Here is a 15523-nt window from a genome sequence, read left to right on the forward strand (position 1 = left end):
GGCGCTCAGACCACGTCGGCGGGCGCGAGGTGGCAGGCATGACCGCCCGCGCCGCTCTCGATCTGCAAGGTCGCGTGGCCGATGCCAAAGCGGTCGTCCAGACCGTCGGACGTATCGTGCAGGAAGCTGTCCGCGTCGTTGTTCTCCGGACGGATCATGTGCACGGTCAGGGCCGTCTCCGTCGTGCTCATGGCCCAGATATGCAGGTCATGGACCTCGACTACCCCGGGCCGGGCGGCCAGCCAGGCGCGGACGGCGTCCGGGTCGATCCCGCGCGGCGCGGCGTCCAGCGCCATGTCCAGCGAATCCCGCAACAGGCCCCAGGTTCCGGCGATGATCACCGCGGCGATCACGAGGCTGACGGCCGGATCGATCCACGTCCAGGCCGGCATGAACCAGATGATCGCCGCCGCGAACACCACGCCCAGCGACACGGCCGCGTCGGCCGCCATGTGCAGGAAGGCGCCGCGAACGTTCAGGTCATGCTGGCCGCGCATGAACATCAGCGCCGTTGCCGTGTTGATGATCACGCCGATGATGGCGACGACCATGACCGGTCCGGGCGACAGGGGCTCTGGCGCGCCGAGGCGACGGATCGCTTCCCAGAAGATCGCCCCGACGGCCACCAGCAGCAGGCCGGCGTTGGCCAGCGAGGCCAGGATGGTGCCCTTGCGCAGACCGTAGCTGCGGCGCGCGGTCGGCAATTGCCGGGCCATCGCCGCCGCGCCCCAGGCCATCAGCAGGCCGAGCACGTCGGACAGGTTGTGACCCGCGTCGGCGACCAGGGCGAGCGAATGGGTGAAGATGCCGGCGGCAGCCTCGACCACCACGAAGGCGATGTTCAGCCCCGCCCCGATCGCGAAGGCGCGACCGAAGTCCGCGGGCGCGTGGCTGTGGCCATGGCCGTGGGAATGGCCATGGTGGCCATGGTCATGATCGTCGTGGCCGTGAGCGTGACCGTGGTCGTCGTGGGGCATGGCGGTCAGAGTCTCATTCCCCGCCGGCCGCGTCCACCAGCGCCTCGGCGCGGCGCTGCACGGCCGTCAGTCGGGCCGCCCATTGGGTGGTCATGGCGTCAGTATCGTCGCCCTTTGCGACATGGGCGGGACCGTCCCAGACGATGACGCCACGGGCGAAAGGCAGCGGAATGACCGTGCGGTCCCAGCTGCCGGCGCGCAGGCAGGGGCTCGTCGCCAGGCCACAGAAGATCGCCGGCGCGCCGGTGATGCGCGCCACGGTCAGAGCGCCGCCCTGCATGACCTCGGCCGGGCCGCGCGGACCATCCGGCGTGATGGCGATCCCGCCGCCGCCGCGAACCCATTTCGCCATCGCACGCACAGCCTGCTCGCCGTTCTTGTTCTTGTTGGGATCAGAGGCCTTCTTCGACGAACCGCGGATGGCCGGGAAGCCGATCTTCTGCACTGTCAGCGCGATGAACTCGCCATCGGCCGATTGAGAGATGAGCGCGCGCATATCCTGTCGGTCCGGCGACTGGGGCCAGCACCGTGGGGCCAACGCGATCTGGGCGTGCCAGAAGCAGAGGATCGCCCCGCCCTCGCCGGCCCAGACAGCCTCGGCCTTCGCCTGCCCTTCGAAGTTCCAGCGGGTGGTGGCGTAGCAGAACCTGAGCCAGGCCGCGAAAATCGTCGCCAGCGTCTGTTGCACGAAGGCGGACCGGAAGAAGGCCTTCACGCAGGAGACTCCTCGGGGACGCTGTCGAGATCCTGGGCCCTTGCCAGACGCGCATAGAGGCCCCGCTTGCGGGCCAGCGACGCGTGGGTTCCCGTCTCGACGACCTTGCCTCGCTCGATGACGTAGATGCGGTCGGCGTGTTTCACAGTCGACAGCCGGTGGGCGATGACGATGGTCGTGCGGCCGGCCATCAGTCGGTCGAGCGCCTCCTGGACCTGGGCCTCACTCTCGGTGTCGAGCGCGCTGGTGGCCTCGTCGAGCAGCAGGATCGGCGCGTTCTTGAGGAAGGCGCGAGCGATGGCGATGCGCTGACGCTGACCACCTGACAGGCGCGTGGCGGCCTCCCCGACAATGGTGTCGTAGCCGTCGGGCTGTTCGAGAATGAAGTCGTGCGCCGCGGCACGGCGGGCTGCCTCCTCGATCTCGGCATCGGTCGCCTCGGGGCGGGCGTAGGCGATATTGGCGCGGATCGAGTCGTCGAACAGGAAGGGCTCCTGGGTGACGAAGGCGATGCGATCCCGGAGGGAGGCGATGGTCACATCGCGGACGTCGGAACCGTCGACGGTCACCCGGCCGCCGGTGGCGTCATAGAAGCGAGGGATCAGCGACAGGATGGTGCTCTTGCCGCCGCCGGATGGGCCGACCAGCGCAACCATCTCGCCGCGGCGGGCCTCCACAGTCACGTCATCAAGAATAGGGCCGCCGTCGCCGTAGGCGAAACTGACGCTCTCGAGACGGACCTTGCCGTCGCCTGTGGCCATGACGCGGGCATTTGCCGTCTCCCGGACTTCCGGCTCGACGTCGAGCGCGACGAACAGCCGGCGGGCGGCGGTCATGCCCTCGGCGAAGACGGTCTGCAGATTGGCCAGCTGGCGCAGGTTCTGTCCCGCCATCCCCAGCAGGGCGAAGAAGGCCATGAAGTCGCCGGGGTTCATGTTGTGTCGCCAGCCGACGTACACAAAGATTCCGGCGGTCACAAAAACGGTGAGCAGTTCGGTGACCGGCGCCGCCTGGGCCCGGGCGTTGGCGCCCTTGATGATGAACTCCTGGCGGGCGTCGATGACCGCCGCGACGCGGGCCTCTTCATAGGCTTCGCGGTTCTCCATCTTGACCACGCGAACGCCGTCGAGGCTTTCCATCAGGGCCGTCGAGAGATCGCTGGTCGCCGCCATCGCGCCCTTGGCGGCCTTCTTCGACCGCTTCGAGAAGCGCCGCATCAGATTTCCGGCGAACGGGCCGACCAGCGCGACCAGTCCGGCGAGGATCGGGTCACGCTCGATCATCGCGATCATGCAGCCGCCGACGATCAGGACGTTCTGGGTCCAGTTTACGATGCCGCTGGTCGCCGCCTCTCGGATCAGGGCCGCGTCATAGAGCACCTGGGAAACAAAGCTGCCCGAGTGGGTCGCGCGTAGCCGGGCCAGGTCGGCGCGGACCATTCGGCCGAACAGCTCCTGCTGGATGTCGCCGACAAGCCCGTGGCCAATGGCGTTGACCAGCATGGCCTGGATAATCTGCGCCAGCGCGCGGCCGACGCCGTAGGCAATGATGGTCAACGGAATGACGACGATGGCGCCTGGCTTGGGATGGCGCGACAGCAGGTCGTTGACCGCCGGCTCGATCATCTGGGCCAGCAGGGTGCTGAAGATCGCCACCGCCACGGCGCCCAGCAGCGCGACGGTCACGCCTTTCCAGCGGCGCTTGAGGTAGGTTCGCCAGACGCGCGTCGCCAGCTGGCGATCGGTCATTTCAGCTGGCGCGGCGGCGGTCATGGAGTTGGGAATCGGCCCTGAAGTCGTTTGCGTTCGGCGCGGAGAGCCCTACTTAGGACGCTCTTGCAGGGAGCGCCACTTGTCCACGCGTTTCGACCTATCCACCGGCTGGGGCCGCTTCAAGGCCTACTGGCACTCCATCTGGGGCGATCACGCCTTCCTGCGCGTCGGATTCTCCAATGCCCACTGGATCGGACCGGACATGGTCCGCGCCGCCCAGCCCTGGCCGTTCCAGCTGCGCTGGTGGAAGCGGGACGGCATCAAGACCATCATCAACCTGCGCGGCGGGTTCGACACCGGCTTCTATGTGCTGGAGCGCGACGCCTGTGAGCGGCTCGGGCTGAAGATGGTCGACTTCACCATCACCTCCCGCGAAGTCCCGCGCCGCGAGACCGTGCTGGGCGCGCGCGACCTGTTCGCGAGCATCGAGTACCCAGCCCTGATGCACTGCAAGTCCGGGGCGGACCGGGCCGGCATCATGAGCGTGTTCTACCGCCACTTTCATCTCGGTCATTCGATCCGCGACGCAGTGACCGAGCTGGGTCTGCGCACCCTGCACATGAAGCAGGGCAAGACCGGCGTGCTGGACTACGTGTTCGAACGCTACCTCGAGGAGGCCGAACCCAAGGGGATCAGCTTCATCGACTGGGTGCAGAGCGACGCCTACGACCGCGTGAAGATCAAGAACGACTTCCAGGCCAGCTGGTGGGGCACGCTGCTGACCGACAAGCTGCTGCGCCGGGAATAGTCAGTCCCAGTCGCCATCGGCGACCAGATGGGCGCGAGCGATGAAGACGACAGCCCCTACCAGAGCGGCGAGCAGCGCATAGGCGACGGTCTGATACATGGGAGCCCCCGATCGAGGCCCACTCTCTAGCCGCGCCGCGTGACGGTTCGGCGACGCCTAATGCTGGTGATCGTCGTCGTCGTTCGGATCCAGCAGCTTGTGGGCGTGGATGATGAAGTAGCGGGCGTGGGCATTGTCGACGGTCGCCTGGGCCTTGGACTTCCAGGCCTTCCAGGCTTCAGCGTAGTTGGGATAGGCGCCGACGAACTCGACCTTGCTGAGGTCGCGGAATTCGACGTCCTGGACGTTCTTCAGTTCGCCGCCAATCACGATGTGCAGCAGTTGTCTGTCCGGCATGTGCGGAGGGCCCTTCGGCGAGTGTCAGTTTGGCAGGTCGATATGCCGGACCCGGTCGAGGATCAACGGGTGTAGCGCAGGCGCGGCGGAAATCAGGCTCGGCAGGCGGGGATTGGGCCGGTTGTAGGCATGGGCCCGCCCCTTGTGGTCGGTGCTGACGGCGCCGGCCTCGGCACAGATCAGGTCGGCCGCCGCCAGATCCCATTCGCTCTTGCCGCTTAGCGCCAGCGCCGCGTCGAACCGGCCGTCGGCGACCAGACACATGCGATAGGCGATGGAGTTGCGAGTCTCGATATGCATCGGCGGCCAGGGCTCACGCCAGGCGGGGTGACGGAACATCGGGGCGTCGCCGAGCATGCGGCAGTCTTCCACCCGGTCCTGGGCGCTGGCGGCGATCACCGCGCCGTTCAGGAAGGCGCCGGCCCCGACCGTGGCGGTGAAGGTCTCGTCCAGCTCCGGCGCGAAAACCACACCGGCGACCGGTTTGCCGTCCTCGACCACGGCGATGGACACCGACCACCAGGGCCGGTCCTTGAGGAACGCCGCGGTCCCGTCGATCGGATCAACGACAAACAGGCGTTTCCGCTCGAGCCGGGTCGGGTCATCCGCCGTCTCTTCCGACAGCCAGCCATAGTCCGGGCGGGCGGCCTCCAGACGGGCCTTGAGCAGTTCGTCGACGGCGATGTCGGCGTCGGTCACGGGCGAGCCGCCGTCCTTGGACCAGATCTTGAGGCCCTGCGCCTTCATCCGGCGGGCCAGTTCACCCGCTTCCCGCGCCGTCTCGAGGATCAGGGCGAGGTCAGCCTTCATCGGCCGGCGATCGCCAGGCCGTCGACCAGCAACGAAGGAGAATTGGCGGCCCCGCGGAATTCGAGATCGGACCCCGGGATCAGTCGGCCCCAGATATCGATCAGGTTGCCGGCGACCGTGATCTCGGTGACCGGATAGGCCATCTGGCCCTTCTCGAACCAGAACCCGGAACAGCCGACCGACCAGTCACCGGTGTTGGCGTTGAGCGACGGGCCGAACATCGAGGTGATCAGCAGCCCGTCCCCGGCGTCGGCCATCAGGCCCACGAGGTCGCGGTCGCCGGGCTCGACGGTCAGATTGCTGGTCGAGACGCCCGGCGCGCCCGCGAGTCCACGCGACGCGTGGCCCGTGGTCTGCAGACCAAGTTGCTTCGCGGACGATGTGTTCAGCAGCCAGCTGGTCAGGACGCCGTCCTCGATCAGCGCGAGACGGCCGTTGGCCACGCCCTCGTCGTCGAAGGGCGAGGAGCCGAGGCCGCGGACCTTGTGCGGATCATCGACGATGCTGACGCCCTTGCTGAACAGGGACTGGCCAAGGCGGTCCTTGAGGAAGCTGACGCCCCGCGCCACAGCCGGGCCGGAAACCGCACCGATCAGCGGCCCAATCAGGGAGATGGCCAGACGGTTCTCGAAGATCACCGGCGCGGTCGTGGAGTCGATCTTGCGGGCGCCGAGACGCTGCACGGCCCGCTTGCCGGCTTCGGCGCCGATGGCCGTCGCCGACGGCAGGTCCTGGCCATGGCGGGTCGAACGCCCTTCCCCGCCCCGCTCCATCTTTGAGCCTTCGCCGGCTACAGCCGAGGCCGACAGCGAAAAGCCCGAAGCCCGATGCTCGCCGGAAAAGCCGTCGCTGGTCACCAGCCGCCAGCGCGCCTGGGACCAGGCGGACGAGCCGCCGTCGGAATTGGTCACGCCCTCGACGCCGCGCGCGCCGGCTTCCGCCTCGCGGGCCTGGGTCTCGAGCGTTTCGGGCGTTGGTTCGCCGGCGTCGAACAGGTCGAGGTCGGGGAACGGTCCCTTCGCCAGCCGGTCGCGTGGCGCAAAGCCTGCCCAGGGGTCTTCCGGCGCGAGGCGGGCCATGGCGACGACCCGCTCGATCAGCTTTCGGCGCCCCTCGTCGGACACGTCGGAGCCGGACACGACCGCCGCCCTCTGGCCGACGAATACCCGCAGGCCCAGGTCCCGCGATTCCTCCCGTTCGACCTCTTCCAGCTCACCCAGCCGGACATTGACCGACAGGGACTGGCGTTCGGCGAATACGGCTTCGGCGGCGTCGGCGCCGGCTTTCAGCGCGGCGGCGACCGTCTCATGCAACAGGGCTTCATCCATGTCCCGGTTATGGGCGCCCGGACGCGCCGGGGCAAGGCGAGCGCCCTAGACGATGGAGGAAATCAGCAGGGCGGCGATGAGGAAGACGTAGGCGCACCAGGTCATGGTCATGCCCAGCGCCCGCGGGATCGACGTGCCGACGCTGTTGGACAGGCCCACGGCATGGGTCACCCGGCCGACCAGCAGGATGAAGCCGGCGATATGGATCACCAGCGGCGTGGCGCCCGACAGGTCGAGCACGATCAGGCCGGCCAGTCCCGGGGGCACGTACTCGGTGGCGTTGCCGAACGCGCGAATGGCCTGGGCCAGCTCCGGAATGCCCTCGTCGCCGAGGAACACCTTGTGCTTGTTGCGCAGCCTCACCACGAGCAGCGACAGCACGAGGATCAGCAGGATGTGCAGCCCGACCCAGAGGGCCGAGGCGTGTCCCGGATTGGCGACGTCCATCCTGCATCCTTTCCGGAAAGCACGGTTTCAGCGGGCCGGGATTAACCTTGCTTTCGCCCGGCAGGGCAAGCCCGGTCAGCCTCCGACTTCGCGACCCACCGGATAGAGCAGGTAATGATCGTCGAAATAGGGCGTGCGTTCGTAGAACCATCCCAGCCGCGCGTCGGCATCCGCCGCGAACGCCGGATCGGCCGCCAGCTTCGCCTCGAAGGCCGCCTTTAGCGCCGGATCCGCGGCCAGCATTCGGTCCGCCAGCGGCGCGATAGCGTAGCCTTCGATGTACTCGACCCGGTTCAGCACCTCCGGGATCATGCCCCAGGCGAAGAAGCTCTCCGACGACTGCGGCTCCAGCAGAAGCACGACCACATCGCCGAGCGGCTGGTCGGTCGACACCCGCACCGAGCCCGGCGGGAAGGTCCAGTCGCGCGGCTCCGGCGTGACGGTCTCGACGGTGATCTGGACGTGCCCCTCGTTGGTGCGCGGCGCGACTTTCGGGTCGTGAAGACGGAGCATCTCGACATGCACGGTCTTCGGCGCGGTCAGGGATTCCATGACCACGCCATGGATGCGCAGGCGCTCGATCAGGTCCTTGCGATAGCCGGGGATCCAGTAGGCCGTCGGCCGCTTCAGCTGGAGCGTCGGTCGCGAGCCGTAGAACGGCATCATCCACGGCTGCGGGTCCGGCCTGCCGAGCCAGCGGATCTCCGATCCCCCCGACGCCGGGCTGTCGTAGCGTTCGAAGAGGATGCCCTTGAAGGCGCGCGTCGAGACCGGCTGGTCGGTGGAGACGAAGTTGGCCGGGATCTCCGCCGGGCGCAGGGCGCTGTCCTCGCCGATCGCGGTGCGCAGCTCACCGCCGTGCGCGGCCAGCAGGCGCAGGGCTTCCTCGATGAAGACGTACGTCCCCAACACCCTTTGCTCGTGGGGCTTGAGGCTGTGGTTTTCGATCAGGATGGTCGGGACGTGCGCCGCCGAGCCCCAGCCGTTGGAGAAGCGCTCGCCCAGTCCGCCGTCGCTGAGACCTTTCTTCGGATCGCGATCGTCGATGGCGAAGACCAGCTCGCCCGGGATGTGCCCCTGGGCCTCCAGCGCGGCGTTGATCGCCGGCTTGAACGTGGCGTCGAGCCAGCCTGCGATCGCCGGGGAGCGCGACCAGGCGCCGTCCTCGCCGTTGTAGCCGTAGGTCACGTCGTACTGGTAGTCGATGCCGTCGGTCACATGGACGTCGACGTAGAGGTCCGGCCGGTACTTCACGATCAACGCCCGGACGGCCTGCATCTCGGGCTGGTCGAGCTTCATGTAGTCGCGGTTGAGGTTCTGGTTGGTCGCGGTGTTGCGCCAGCCCTGAATGCGCGGTCCGCGCTGGTTAGGCCGCGAGTACGGACTGGCCCGTTCATGACCGTCGACCGACAGGATTGGAATCAGGATCAGGTTCACCCGGTCGAGCAGGCCGTCCTTGCCGTAGAAGGCGATGTCGCGCAGCAGCATCATGCCCGCGTCCTTGCCGTCGATCTCGCCCGGGTGGATGCCGGCCTGGACCATCAGCACCGGCTTCTTCGGATCTAACCGCTTGCCGTCCTTGCTGGCGATCACTGCGTAGATCGGCCGCCCCTGCGGCGAGACGCCGAACTGTTCGAGCCGGATCAGTTTCGAAGCCTTGTCCAGCCGCTCGAACCACGCGCGGGTGTCGGCGTAGTTCGGGCTGAAGTCATGCGCCGGATCCTGCTCGAAGGCGCTGGCCCAGGGGTCGTTCGCCGGTCGCAGCAACGCCTTGCTGGCGCCGTCCCAGGCGGGCGCGGGGGGCAGGAAGGGCTGGTCCCAGGGGCGGGCATTGGGGATGGCGGACGGCGTTTGAGCCATGGCGGGAACTCCCGGAATCAGCAGAGCGAGCGCAAAAAGCAGCGGGCGCATGGAACCTCGAAATCAGACGGTCGGCAGACCTACCGCCTAACGGGGCCGGCGGAAACGCACGTCAGCGCGATGGTGGTCCGGCGGCGGTCGCTTCGTTGACCATCGACCACCCGCCGCCCTGAAACAGCGAGGCGGCAGAGCGGCCGACCGTGAAGGCATGATAGCCGACCAGGATGATCAGCGCCGTCAGCACGACGCGGCGGCGCTGGGCCAGGGCGGCCACCAGCGTTCCGGTGGTGAAGATCGCAAGTCCAATCCAGAAGATCGGCGGCAGATTCAGCCGTGGCAGCTCGCCGCTCAGCTTCGCGAAGGCGAAGAAGCTGATCGCCATGATCCAGTTCGCCGAAAGCACGCACAGCAGCACCAGCCGGCGATGGGCCCAGAAGTGCTCGTCCAGCGATTGGCCTCCCTTGATCTCGCGGGGAAACACCGAGGTGGCGGCGACATAGAAGGTGCTGGCGACGAACAGACCCAGCACGAGCAGCGACAGGTTGAAGGGCGCGTTGCGGAAGATCAGCCAGGCCTGGTTCCAGAACGTGGCGATATCGACCGCAACGAAGGCGCCCAGCAGCAGGGTAAGGGCGCCGATCCGCACCACCCGACGCTCATGAACCAGACGAGCGAACCCGCCGACCAGCTCGGCCGCTGAAAAGCCCAGCAGCAGGCCGTAGAAGCTGAAGAAGAATTCGAACGGACTCATGCGCCCCCCGGCGTCTGCTCATCAGGAAGGCTTACTTCCAGATCGGCTTTCCGTCGCCGGGCAATCCCAGCTTTCCCCAGATCTCGCTGACGCGGTCGACAACGTCCTGGTCCATACGGATCTTCTCGCCCCACTCGCGGTGGGTTTCGGGCGGCAGCTTGTTGGTGGCGTCGAGGCCGATCTTGCTGCCGAGGCCGCTCTCGGGGCTGGCGAAGTCGAGGTAGTCGATCGGGGTGTTCTCGATCACCGTTATGTCCCGCGCCGGGTCCATCCGTGTGCTGAGCGCCCACATGACGTCCTTCCAGTCGCGGGCGTTGATGTCGTCGTCCACGACGATCACCCACTTGGTGTACATGAACTGGCGAAGGTAGCTCCAGACGCCGAGCATGATGCGCTTGGCATGGCCGGGGTAGGCCTTCTTCATCGACACCACGGCGATGCGGTAGCTGCACCCCTCGGGCGGCAGCCAGAAATCGACCACCTCCGGGAACTGCTGCTGGAACAGGGGGATGAACACCTCGTTGAGCGCCTCGCCGAGCACGCTGGGCTCGTCCGGCGGACGGCCGGTGAAGGTGGTGTGGTAGATGGCGTCCTTGCGCATGGTGATCGCGCTGACCTTGAACACCGGGAACTTCTCGACGCTGTTGTAGTAGCCGGTGTGGTCGCCGTAGGGGCCCTCGTCCTCGAACTCGTCGAGCATGACGTGCCCCTCGATGACGATCTCGGCCTGGGCCGGGACCATCAGCGGCACGGTCTTGGCCGGCACGAGGTCGACCTTGGACCCGCGCAGCAGGCCGGCGAACTGGTATTCCGACAGGGTGTCGGGCACCGGCGTCACGGCGGCGAGGATAACCCCCGGATCAGCCCCGATCACCGCGCAGGCGGGCAACGGGTCGCGGCGGCCGGCCTTCTTGTGGCGACCGTAGTGCTGGGCTCCACCGCGGTGGGCCAGCCAGCGCATGATCGCCCGGTCCTTGCCCAGGACCTGCATGCGATAGATGCCGAGGTTGAAGTCGTCTTCCTTCGAATCCGACGGTCCCTTCGTCACGATCAGCGGCCAGGTGATCAGCGGCGCGGGCTCGCCCGGCCAACAGGTCTGGACCGGCAGCTTCGTCAGGTCGATCTGGTCGCCCTTGAGGACGATGTCCTGCACCGGCGCCTTTTTCACCGTCTTCGGCCGCATCGACATCACGGTCTGCGCCAGCGGCAGCAGCTCCATGGCGTCCTTGATGCCGCGCGGCGGCTCGGGCTGGCGCAGGAACGCCAGCAGCTCGCCGACCTCACGCAGTTCGCCGGCCGTGGTGCGCGGCTCGCCGCCGAGCGTCACGCCCAGCGCCACCCGCTTCACCGTGCCGAACAGATTGGCGAGGCAGGGCATCGGCGAGATTGTGCCGTCTTCCATCACCGGCTTCTCGAACAACACCGCCGGACCGCCGGTCGCCAGCAGTCGGGTGCAGATCTCGGTCATCTCCAGCACGGTCGAAACTGGCTCGGTGACCCGCACCAGTTCGCCATCCGCTTCCAGCTTGGCGATGAAGTCCCGCAGCGACCGATAGGCCAAGGTGTTGCTCCTGTTACGCGCGGCGGAAGCTAGGGCGAGAGGCGGGCTGTGTGAAGTGTTGGCGGTTCAAGGCAGGTGGACTAACTTAGTCCACATGAAGCAGGTCAACGTTCATCAGGCCAAGACGCAGCTCTCCCAGCTCCTCGCCGACGTCGAGGCCGGTCAGGTCATCGTGATCGCCAGGGCCGGCAAGCCGATCGCGCGGCTGACGGCTGAACCCATTGAGCGAAAGGTGCTTCGCCAACCGGGCGCGATGAAGGGTGAGTTCGTCTGGGATGAAGCGGCTTGGAAGGCCGGTGACGCCGAAATCCTCGAAATGTTCGAGGCGTCAATCAACGCGCCCTTGTTTCCGCCAGAGAATGACGAGGCGTCTTGAGCGGCCTAATCCTCGACAGCACCGCCCTTATCTGGTGGCTCGAGGATGCGCCGCGGATCAGGCGATCCGCCGCGGCGGACCGCATCGCCACCGATCCGCAGGTCATGGTCAGCATCGTCACGCCTTGGGAATTGTGGATCAAGGCCGCCTCGGGCCGGATCGGATTACCCGGCCGGTTCAGCGAACGCCTGCCCGACCTCGGTCTGGAGATCATCTCCCCGACCCTGCGCGACGCGCGGCTCGCCACAGCCTTGCCGCCGATTCACAAGGACCCCTTCGACCGCATGATCGTGGCCCAGGCGTTGAACCGGGGGGCCGTCATTGTCACGAGCGACAGGGTGCTGGCCGACTACGGCGTCGACGTCATCCTGGTCTAGCGCAGGAATCGGCCGCTAGGCGGTCTGCGGCCGACGTCGCGCCAGCCCGCCGTCGATCGCCACCAGCAGCAGGCCCGGCAGGTAGAAGCCGAGCACCAGTCCGACCATGTTCACCAGCACACCGGGGTAGCCCAGCTTCGCCACGTCCATGAAGGGATAGGGGTAGAAGCCGCTGACCGCGCCATGGGCCAGGGTCCAGAGGCCGTAGACCGCGGGCACGCTCAGCCAGATCGCCGCGTCCCGCCAGCGCAGTCCGCCGCGCGGCGTGAAGGCCAGCCAGTCCACGAGCATCGCCAGCGGCATGACGTAGTGCATCATGTAGTCGTTGGTCAGCTGCAGCCCCTGTGGATGCCAGAGCGATCGCAGCAGCAGGTGGTAGATGATCATCACCACCAGAGCGAACACCGTCGCCGCGCCCCGTGCACTGGCTGCGGACCACCAGCGACCCGCCGTCGAGTCGGGCGCGAAGGCGGGGAGCGTGAAGGCCAGCGCGATCAGGAAATTGGTCACGATAGTGAAATAGCTGACGAACTCGACCGTCCGGTCGAGGATCGCCGTCAGGGTCAGGGCCTTGAGAAACAGGCCGTACTGGATGCCCAGCGTCAGCCAGGCGAGCCCGGCGAAAATCCGTCGATACAGTGTCATGCGCCCCCCGGCGTCCTAACCGCCTGAGGCGGCGGCATCCCTGACCCTGACCATGGCCTTCGTCGCCGATTTTCGCCAGCGGCGTTCGAGGAAGCCCTTCAGCTGCTCCGGGTCGAGCGTGTCGATCCGCGCCAGCACGCACGGGTAGTCCTTGTAGTGGGCGGTGAAGTGAAACGTCCCGGGTTCGACCTCGAGCAGCAGATCGCGCTCGTCGAACGATACCTCCATGATCACCGCGCTGGCGTCTTCCTTGCGCAGGCGGGTGAAGAACTTGCCGTTCACCTTGTAGGCCGGCTGGCCGTAGCTGGGCCCTTCCTCGACGCCAGGAAAGGCCATGACGATGGCGTGGAACTCGTCGCGGGTCATGTCAGTGCCCTCCGGCGGCGGCCGGCGCGCATTTCGGATCGTCCCACGCCGTGGCGTAGGGCTCGTCGAAACAGACCGCCATGCGATCCAGCCGATCGAGGTTCATCGTGTCGCCCACCGTCCCGCGGGCCCGCAGAGCGGACCTGGTCATGTCGAGCGCCGGTCGATCCTTGAGGAAGAAAGCACGGGTGCCGGCGACATAGCTGTTCCAGTCGATGTGATAGTCGGGCGGCAGGTCCGACCGGCGCGCGAGCGCCACCGCGCGGGCAGCGGCGCGTTCATCGCCCGCCATGGCCAGGTACTGCGCCAGATGAAACGCCATGATCGCCCGCTCACCCGGTGTCCCGACCGGGCCGTTGGCGAGGTAGTCCTCGGTCGCCTCGGCGGCCTCGGCGTAGCAGCCGGCCTCGTCCAGTGATCGGGCGTTGGACGGCAGGGTGGTGCGCTGGTCGAAATGTTCGAAATCCAGAGTTCGGTTGGCGACCCGGTCGGCCAGCGTCAACGCACAGGTTCCGGCCGGCGGGTGCGTGGGCGCGGCGCCCAGACAGACCAGCGCCGCCGCGGCGGCTAACCCGGACAGGACTCTCATCGCGTGAACTCCTCCCTCAGTACGCCAGCGCCACGCCGTCCTTGCGCATCTCGGTCGCGGCGGCATAGCGGCCGGGCCAGCGCTCGATCGCCTGATAGCCGCCGAAGCCGCCATCGGATCCTCCGAGCGGCCAGCCCAGCGCGGCAAGCGCCTTCTTCGTCGCCTCCGGCACGCCGGTCTCCAGTCGCAGCAGGCCGGGCTGGCCGAGCTGTTCACCGGTGGGCTCGTTGCCGCCCTCGTGGTGCCAACGCGGGCTGTCGCCGGCGGCCTGCAGGTCGAGGCCGAAGTCGACCATGTTGCTGATGATCTGGGCCTGGCCCTGTGGCTGCATGTCCCCGCCCATGACGCCGAAACTCAGCCAGGGCGCGCCGTCGCGCACCGCGAAGCCGGGAATAATGGTCTGGAACGGCCGCTTGCCGGGCGCGAACACATTGGGGTGGCCGTCGGTCAGGGAGAACAGCTCACCCCGGTCCTGGAACATGAAGCCGAGGCCGTCCGGCGACAGGCCGCTGCCCATGCCGCGATAGTTGGACTGGATGATCGAGACCATCATGCCGTCGGCGTCGGCGGTGGTGAAGTAAGTGGTGTCGCCGTGGCTCGGCGCCTGACCCGGATAGACCGGATTGAGGATCGCGTCCGGCTTGATCTGCTTGGCTCGCTCGGCCGCGTAGGCCTTGGAGTTGAGCCACTCGACCGGGATCTTGCCGAAGTCGGGATCGGCGAAGTAGCGGGCGCGGTCCTCGTAGGCCAGGCGCTTGGCCTCGACCGCATGGTGGATCGCCTGGGCCGACTGAAAACCCATCGCCTTGACGTCGAAGGTCTCGAGGATGTTCAGCAGCTGTAGCGTCGACAGCCCCTGGCTGTTGGGCGCGAGGCCATAGACGTCGACGCCGCGATAGCCGGTGACCAGGGGCGTGGTCCATTCGCTGTGATGGGCGGCGAGGTCGGCGCGGGTCATCCAGCCGCCGATGCGTTTGAAGTAGCGCTCGATCCGGTCGGCGATCTCGCCGTTGTAGAAGGCGTCACGACCGCCGGCGGCGATCAGGCGATAGGTCTCGGCCAGCGCCGGATTGCGGAACAGCTCGCCCTCCAGCGGCGTGCGGCCGGTCGGCGCCCAGACCTTGTTGAAGTTGACGACCTCCTCGATGTTGGAGGTCGGGTTGTTGAACCGGCGGAACGAGGCCCCGTAGTAGTAGGCGACGTTCTGGGTGACCGGCGTCCCCTCTTCCGCAAAGGCGATGGCCGGGTCGAACAGGCTCTTCCACGGCAGCTTGCCGAACTTCTGATGCAGGTCCCACCAGGCCTGGACCGCGCCCGGGACGCTGACGGAGATCGCGCCGAAGCTGGCGATGCGGCCGTTCTTCGAGCGGGCGCGCTGGGTCTCAAGGGTCAGCGCGCGCGGCGACCGGCCAGAGCCGTTGAGGCCGACGACCTTCTTCGTCTTCGGGTCCCACAGCATGACGAAACAGTCGCCGCCGACGCCGCAGCTGATCGGTTCGAGAAAGCCCAGGCAGGCGTTGGCCGCGATGGCTGCGTCGACGGCCGAGCCGCCGCGCCGCAGGGTGTCGATCGCCGCCAGGGTGGCCAGCGGATGGGCCGTGGCCGCCGCGCCGTGCGCGCCCCAGGCCGCCGAGCGACTGGCGTAGGTCGCCCCGTCGATGCGGTCGCCGCCGTGCACGTCTGGCCGGTCGAGGTTGGGATTGGCCTTGCGGCTCTGGGCGAGGGTCGAGGTCGCGAAGGCGGCGGCAGGCAAAGCGGCGAGGAAGGTGCGGCGGCGCATCGGCGGGGTCCCCCAGTACTGTGTC

The 15523-nt window shown here is 67.5% G+C and carries 17 protein-coding genes; 3 read left to right on the plus strand and 14 right to left on the minus strand.

Annotation, left to right across the window (positions count from 1 at the left end):
• Positions 1-5: 5 nt before the first annotated feature.
• The 3 genes from ACODSL_RS07420 to ACODSL_RS07430 are packed head-to-tail and all read right to left on the minus strand — an operon-like array spanning position 6 to position 3464.
• Positions 6-977, minus strand: coding sequence for a cation diffusion facilitator family transporter (locus ACODSL_RS07420; RefSeq protein WP_488900023.1), 972 nt, complete (start codon positions 975-977; stop codon positions 6-8).
• A gap of 13 nt (positions 978-990) precedes the next feature.
• A complete protein-coding gene (locus tag ACODSL_RS07425) occupies positions 991-1692 on the minus strand; it encodes a lysophospholipid acyltransferase family protein (RefSeq protein ID WP_488900024.1) in 702 nt (233 codons plus the stop codon).
• A complete protein-coding gene (locus ACODSL_RS07430) occupies positions 1689-3464 on the minus strand; it encodes an ABC transporter ATP-binding protein (protein WP_488900025.1) in 1776 nt (591 codons plus the stop codon). The genes ACODSL_RS07425 and ACODSL_RS07430 overlap by 4 nt, the downstream gene beginning before the upstream one ends.
• 79 nt (positions 3465-3543) lie before the next feature.
• On the opposite strand from ACODSL_RS07430, the gene ACODSL_RS07435 reads away from it, so the two are divergent.
• Positions 3544-4212 (plus strand): fused DSP-PTPase phosphatase/NAD kinase-like protein, encoded by a 669-nt coding sequence (locus ACODSL_RS07435; RefSeq protein WP_488900026.1) that lies wholly within the window; start codon positions 3544-3546, stop codon positions 4210-4212.
• A gap of 156 nt (positions 4213-4368) precedes the next feature.
• Here the strand turns inward: ACODSL_RS07435 and ACODSL_RS07440 are convergent, their stop codons facing one another.
• The 7 genes from ACODSL_RS07440 to ACODSL_RS07470 form a co-directional block, all read right to left on the minus strand.
• Complete coding sequence (locus ACODSL_RS07440; RefSeq protein ID WP_488900027.1) at positions 4369-4608, minus strand: DUF4170 domain-containing protein; 240 nt, start codon at positions 4606-4608, stop codon at positions 4369-4371.
• Between the two features lie 24 nt (positions 4609-4632).
• Positions 4633-5418, minus strand: a complete 786-nt coding sequence (locus tag ACODSL_RS07445) for a 3'(2'),5'-bisphosphate nucleotidase CysQ (RefSeq protein WP_488900028.1) — start codon at positions 5416-5418, stop codon at positions 4633-4635.
• On the minus strand, positions 5415-6746 hold the full coding sequence (locus tag ACODSL_RS07450; protein ID WP_488900029.1) for a TldD/PmbA family protein: 1332 nt from the start codon (positions 6744-6746) through the stop codon (positions 5415-5417). The genes ACODSL_RS07445 and ACODSL_RS07450 overlap by 4 nt, the downstream gene beginning before the upstream one ends.
• Before the next feature lie 45 nt (positions 6747-6791).
• On the minus strand, positions 6792-7193 hold the full coding sequence (locus ACODSL_RS07455; RefSeq protein ID WP_488900030.1) for an MAPEG family protein: 402 nt from the start codon (positions 7191-7193) through the stop codon (positions 6792-6794).
• A 75-nt stretch (positions 7194-7268) separates the two neighbouring features.
• A complete protein-coding gene (locus tag ACODSL_RS07460; RefSeq protein ID WP_488900031.1) occupies positions 7269-9053 on the minus strand; it encodes a M14 family metallopeptidase in 1785 nt (594 codons plus the stop codon).
• A gap of 112 nt (positions 9054-9165) precedes the next feature.
• Entirely contained in the window at positions 9166-9804 is a 639-nt protein-coding gene (locus ACODSL_RS07465) for a hypothetical protein (RefSeq protein ID WP_488900032.1), read from the minus strand.
• 31 nt (positions 9805-9835) lie between these two features.
• Positions 9836-11365, minus strand: a complete 1530-nt coding sequence (locus tag ACODSL_RS07470; RefSeq protein WP_488900033.1) for a UbiD family decarboxylase — start codon at positions 11363-11365, stop codon at positions 9836-9838.
• 94 nt (positions 11366-11459) lie between these two features.
• Between ACODSL_RS07470 and ACODSL_RS07475 the strand changes: the two genes are divergently transcribed.
• Positions 11460-11741 (plus strand): type II toxin-antitoxin system Phd/YefM family antitoxin, encoded by a 282-nt coding sequence (locus ACODSL_RS07475; protein WP_488900034.1) that lies wholly within the window; start codon positions 11460-11462, stop codon positions 11739-11741.
• On the plus strand, positions 11738-12118 hold the full coding sequence (locus tag ACODSL_RS07480; protein WP_488900035.1) for a type II toxin-antitoxin system VapC family toxin: 381 nt from the start codon (positions 11738-11740) through the stop codon (positions 12116-12118). The genes ACODSL_RS07475 and ACODSL_RS07480 overlap by 4 nt, the downstream gene beginning before the upstream one ends.
• Positions 12119-12133: 15 nt before the next feature.
• On the opposite strand, the gene ACODSL_RS07485 is transcribed toward ACODSL_RS07480, so the two are convergent.
• The 4 genes from ACODSL_RS07485 to ggt are packed head-to-tail and all read right to left on the minus strand — an operon-like array spanning position 12134 to position 15498.
• Positions 12134-12763, minus strand: coding sequence for a Pr6Pr family membrane protein (locus tag ACODSL_RS07485; protein ID WP_488900036.1), 630 nt, complete (start codon positions 12761-12763; stop codon positions 12134-12136).
• 15 nt (positions 12764-12778) lie between these two features.
• Complete coding sequence (locus tag ACODSL_RS07490; protein WP_488900037.1) at positions 12779-13129, minus strand: MmcQ/YjbR family DNA-binding protein; 351 nt, start codon at positions 13127-13129, stop codon at positions 12779-12781.
• A 1-nt stretch (position 13130) separates the two neighbouring features.
• Positions 13131-13718, minus strand: a complete 588-nt coding sequence (locus ACODSL_RS07495) for a hypothetical protein (RefSeq protein ID WP_488900038.1) — start codon at positions 13716-13718, stop codon at positions 13131-13133.
• 16 nt (positions 13719-13734) lie between these two features.
• A complete protein-coding gene (ggt, locus tag ACODSL_RS07500) occupies positions 13735-15498 on the minus strand; it encodes a gamma-glutamyltransferase (RefSeq protein ID WP_488900039.1) in 1764 nt (587 codons plus the stop codon).
• Between the last annotated feature and the right edge of the window lie 25 nt (positions 15499-15523).

The sequence above is a fragment of the Caulobacter sp. FG121 genome (assembly GCF_057809815.1).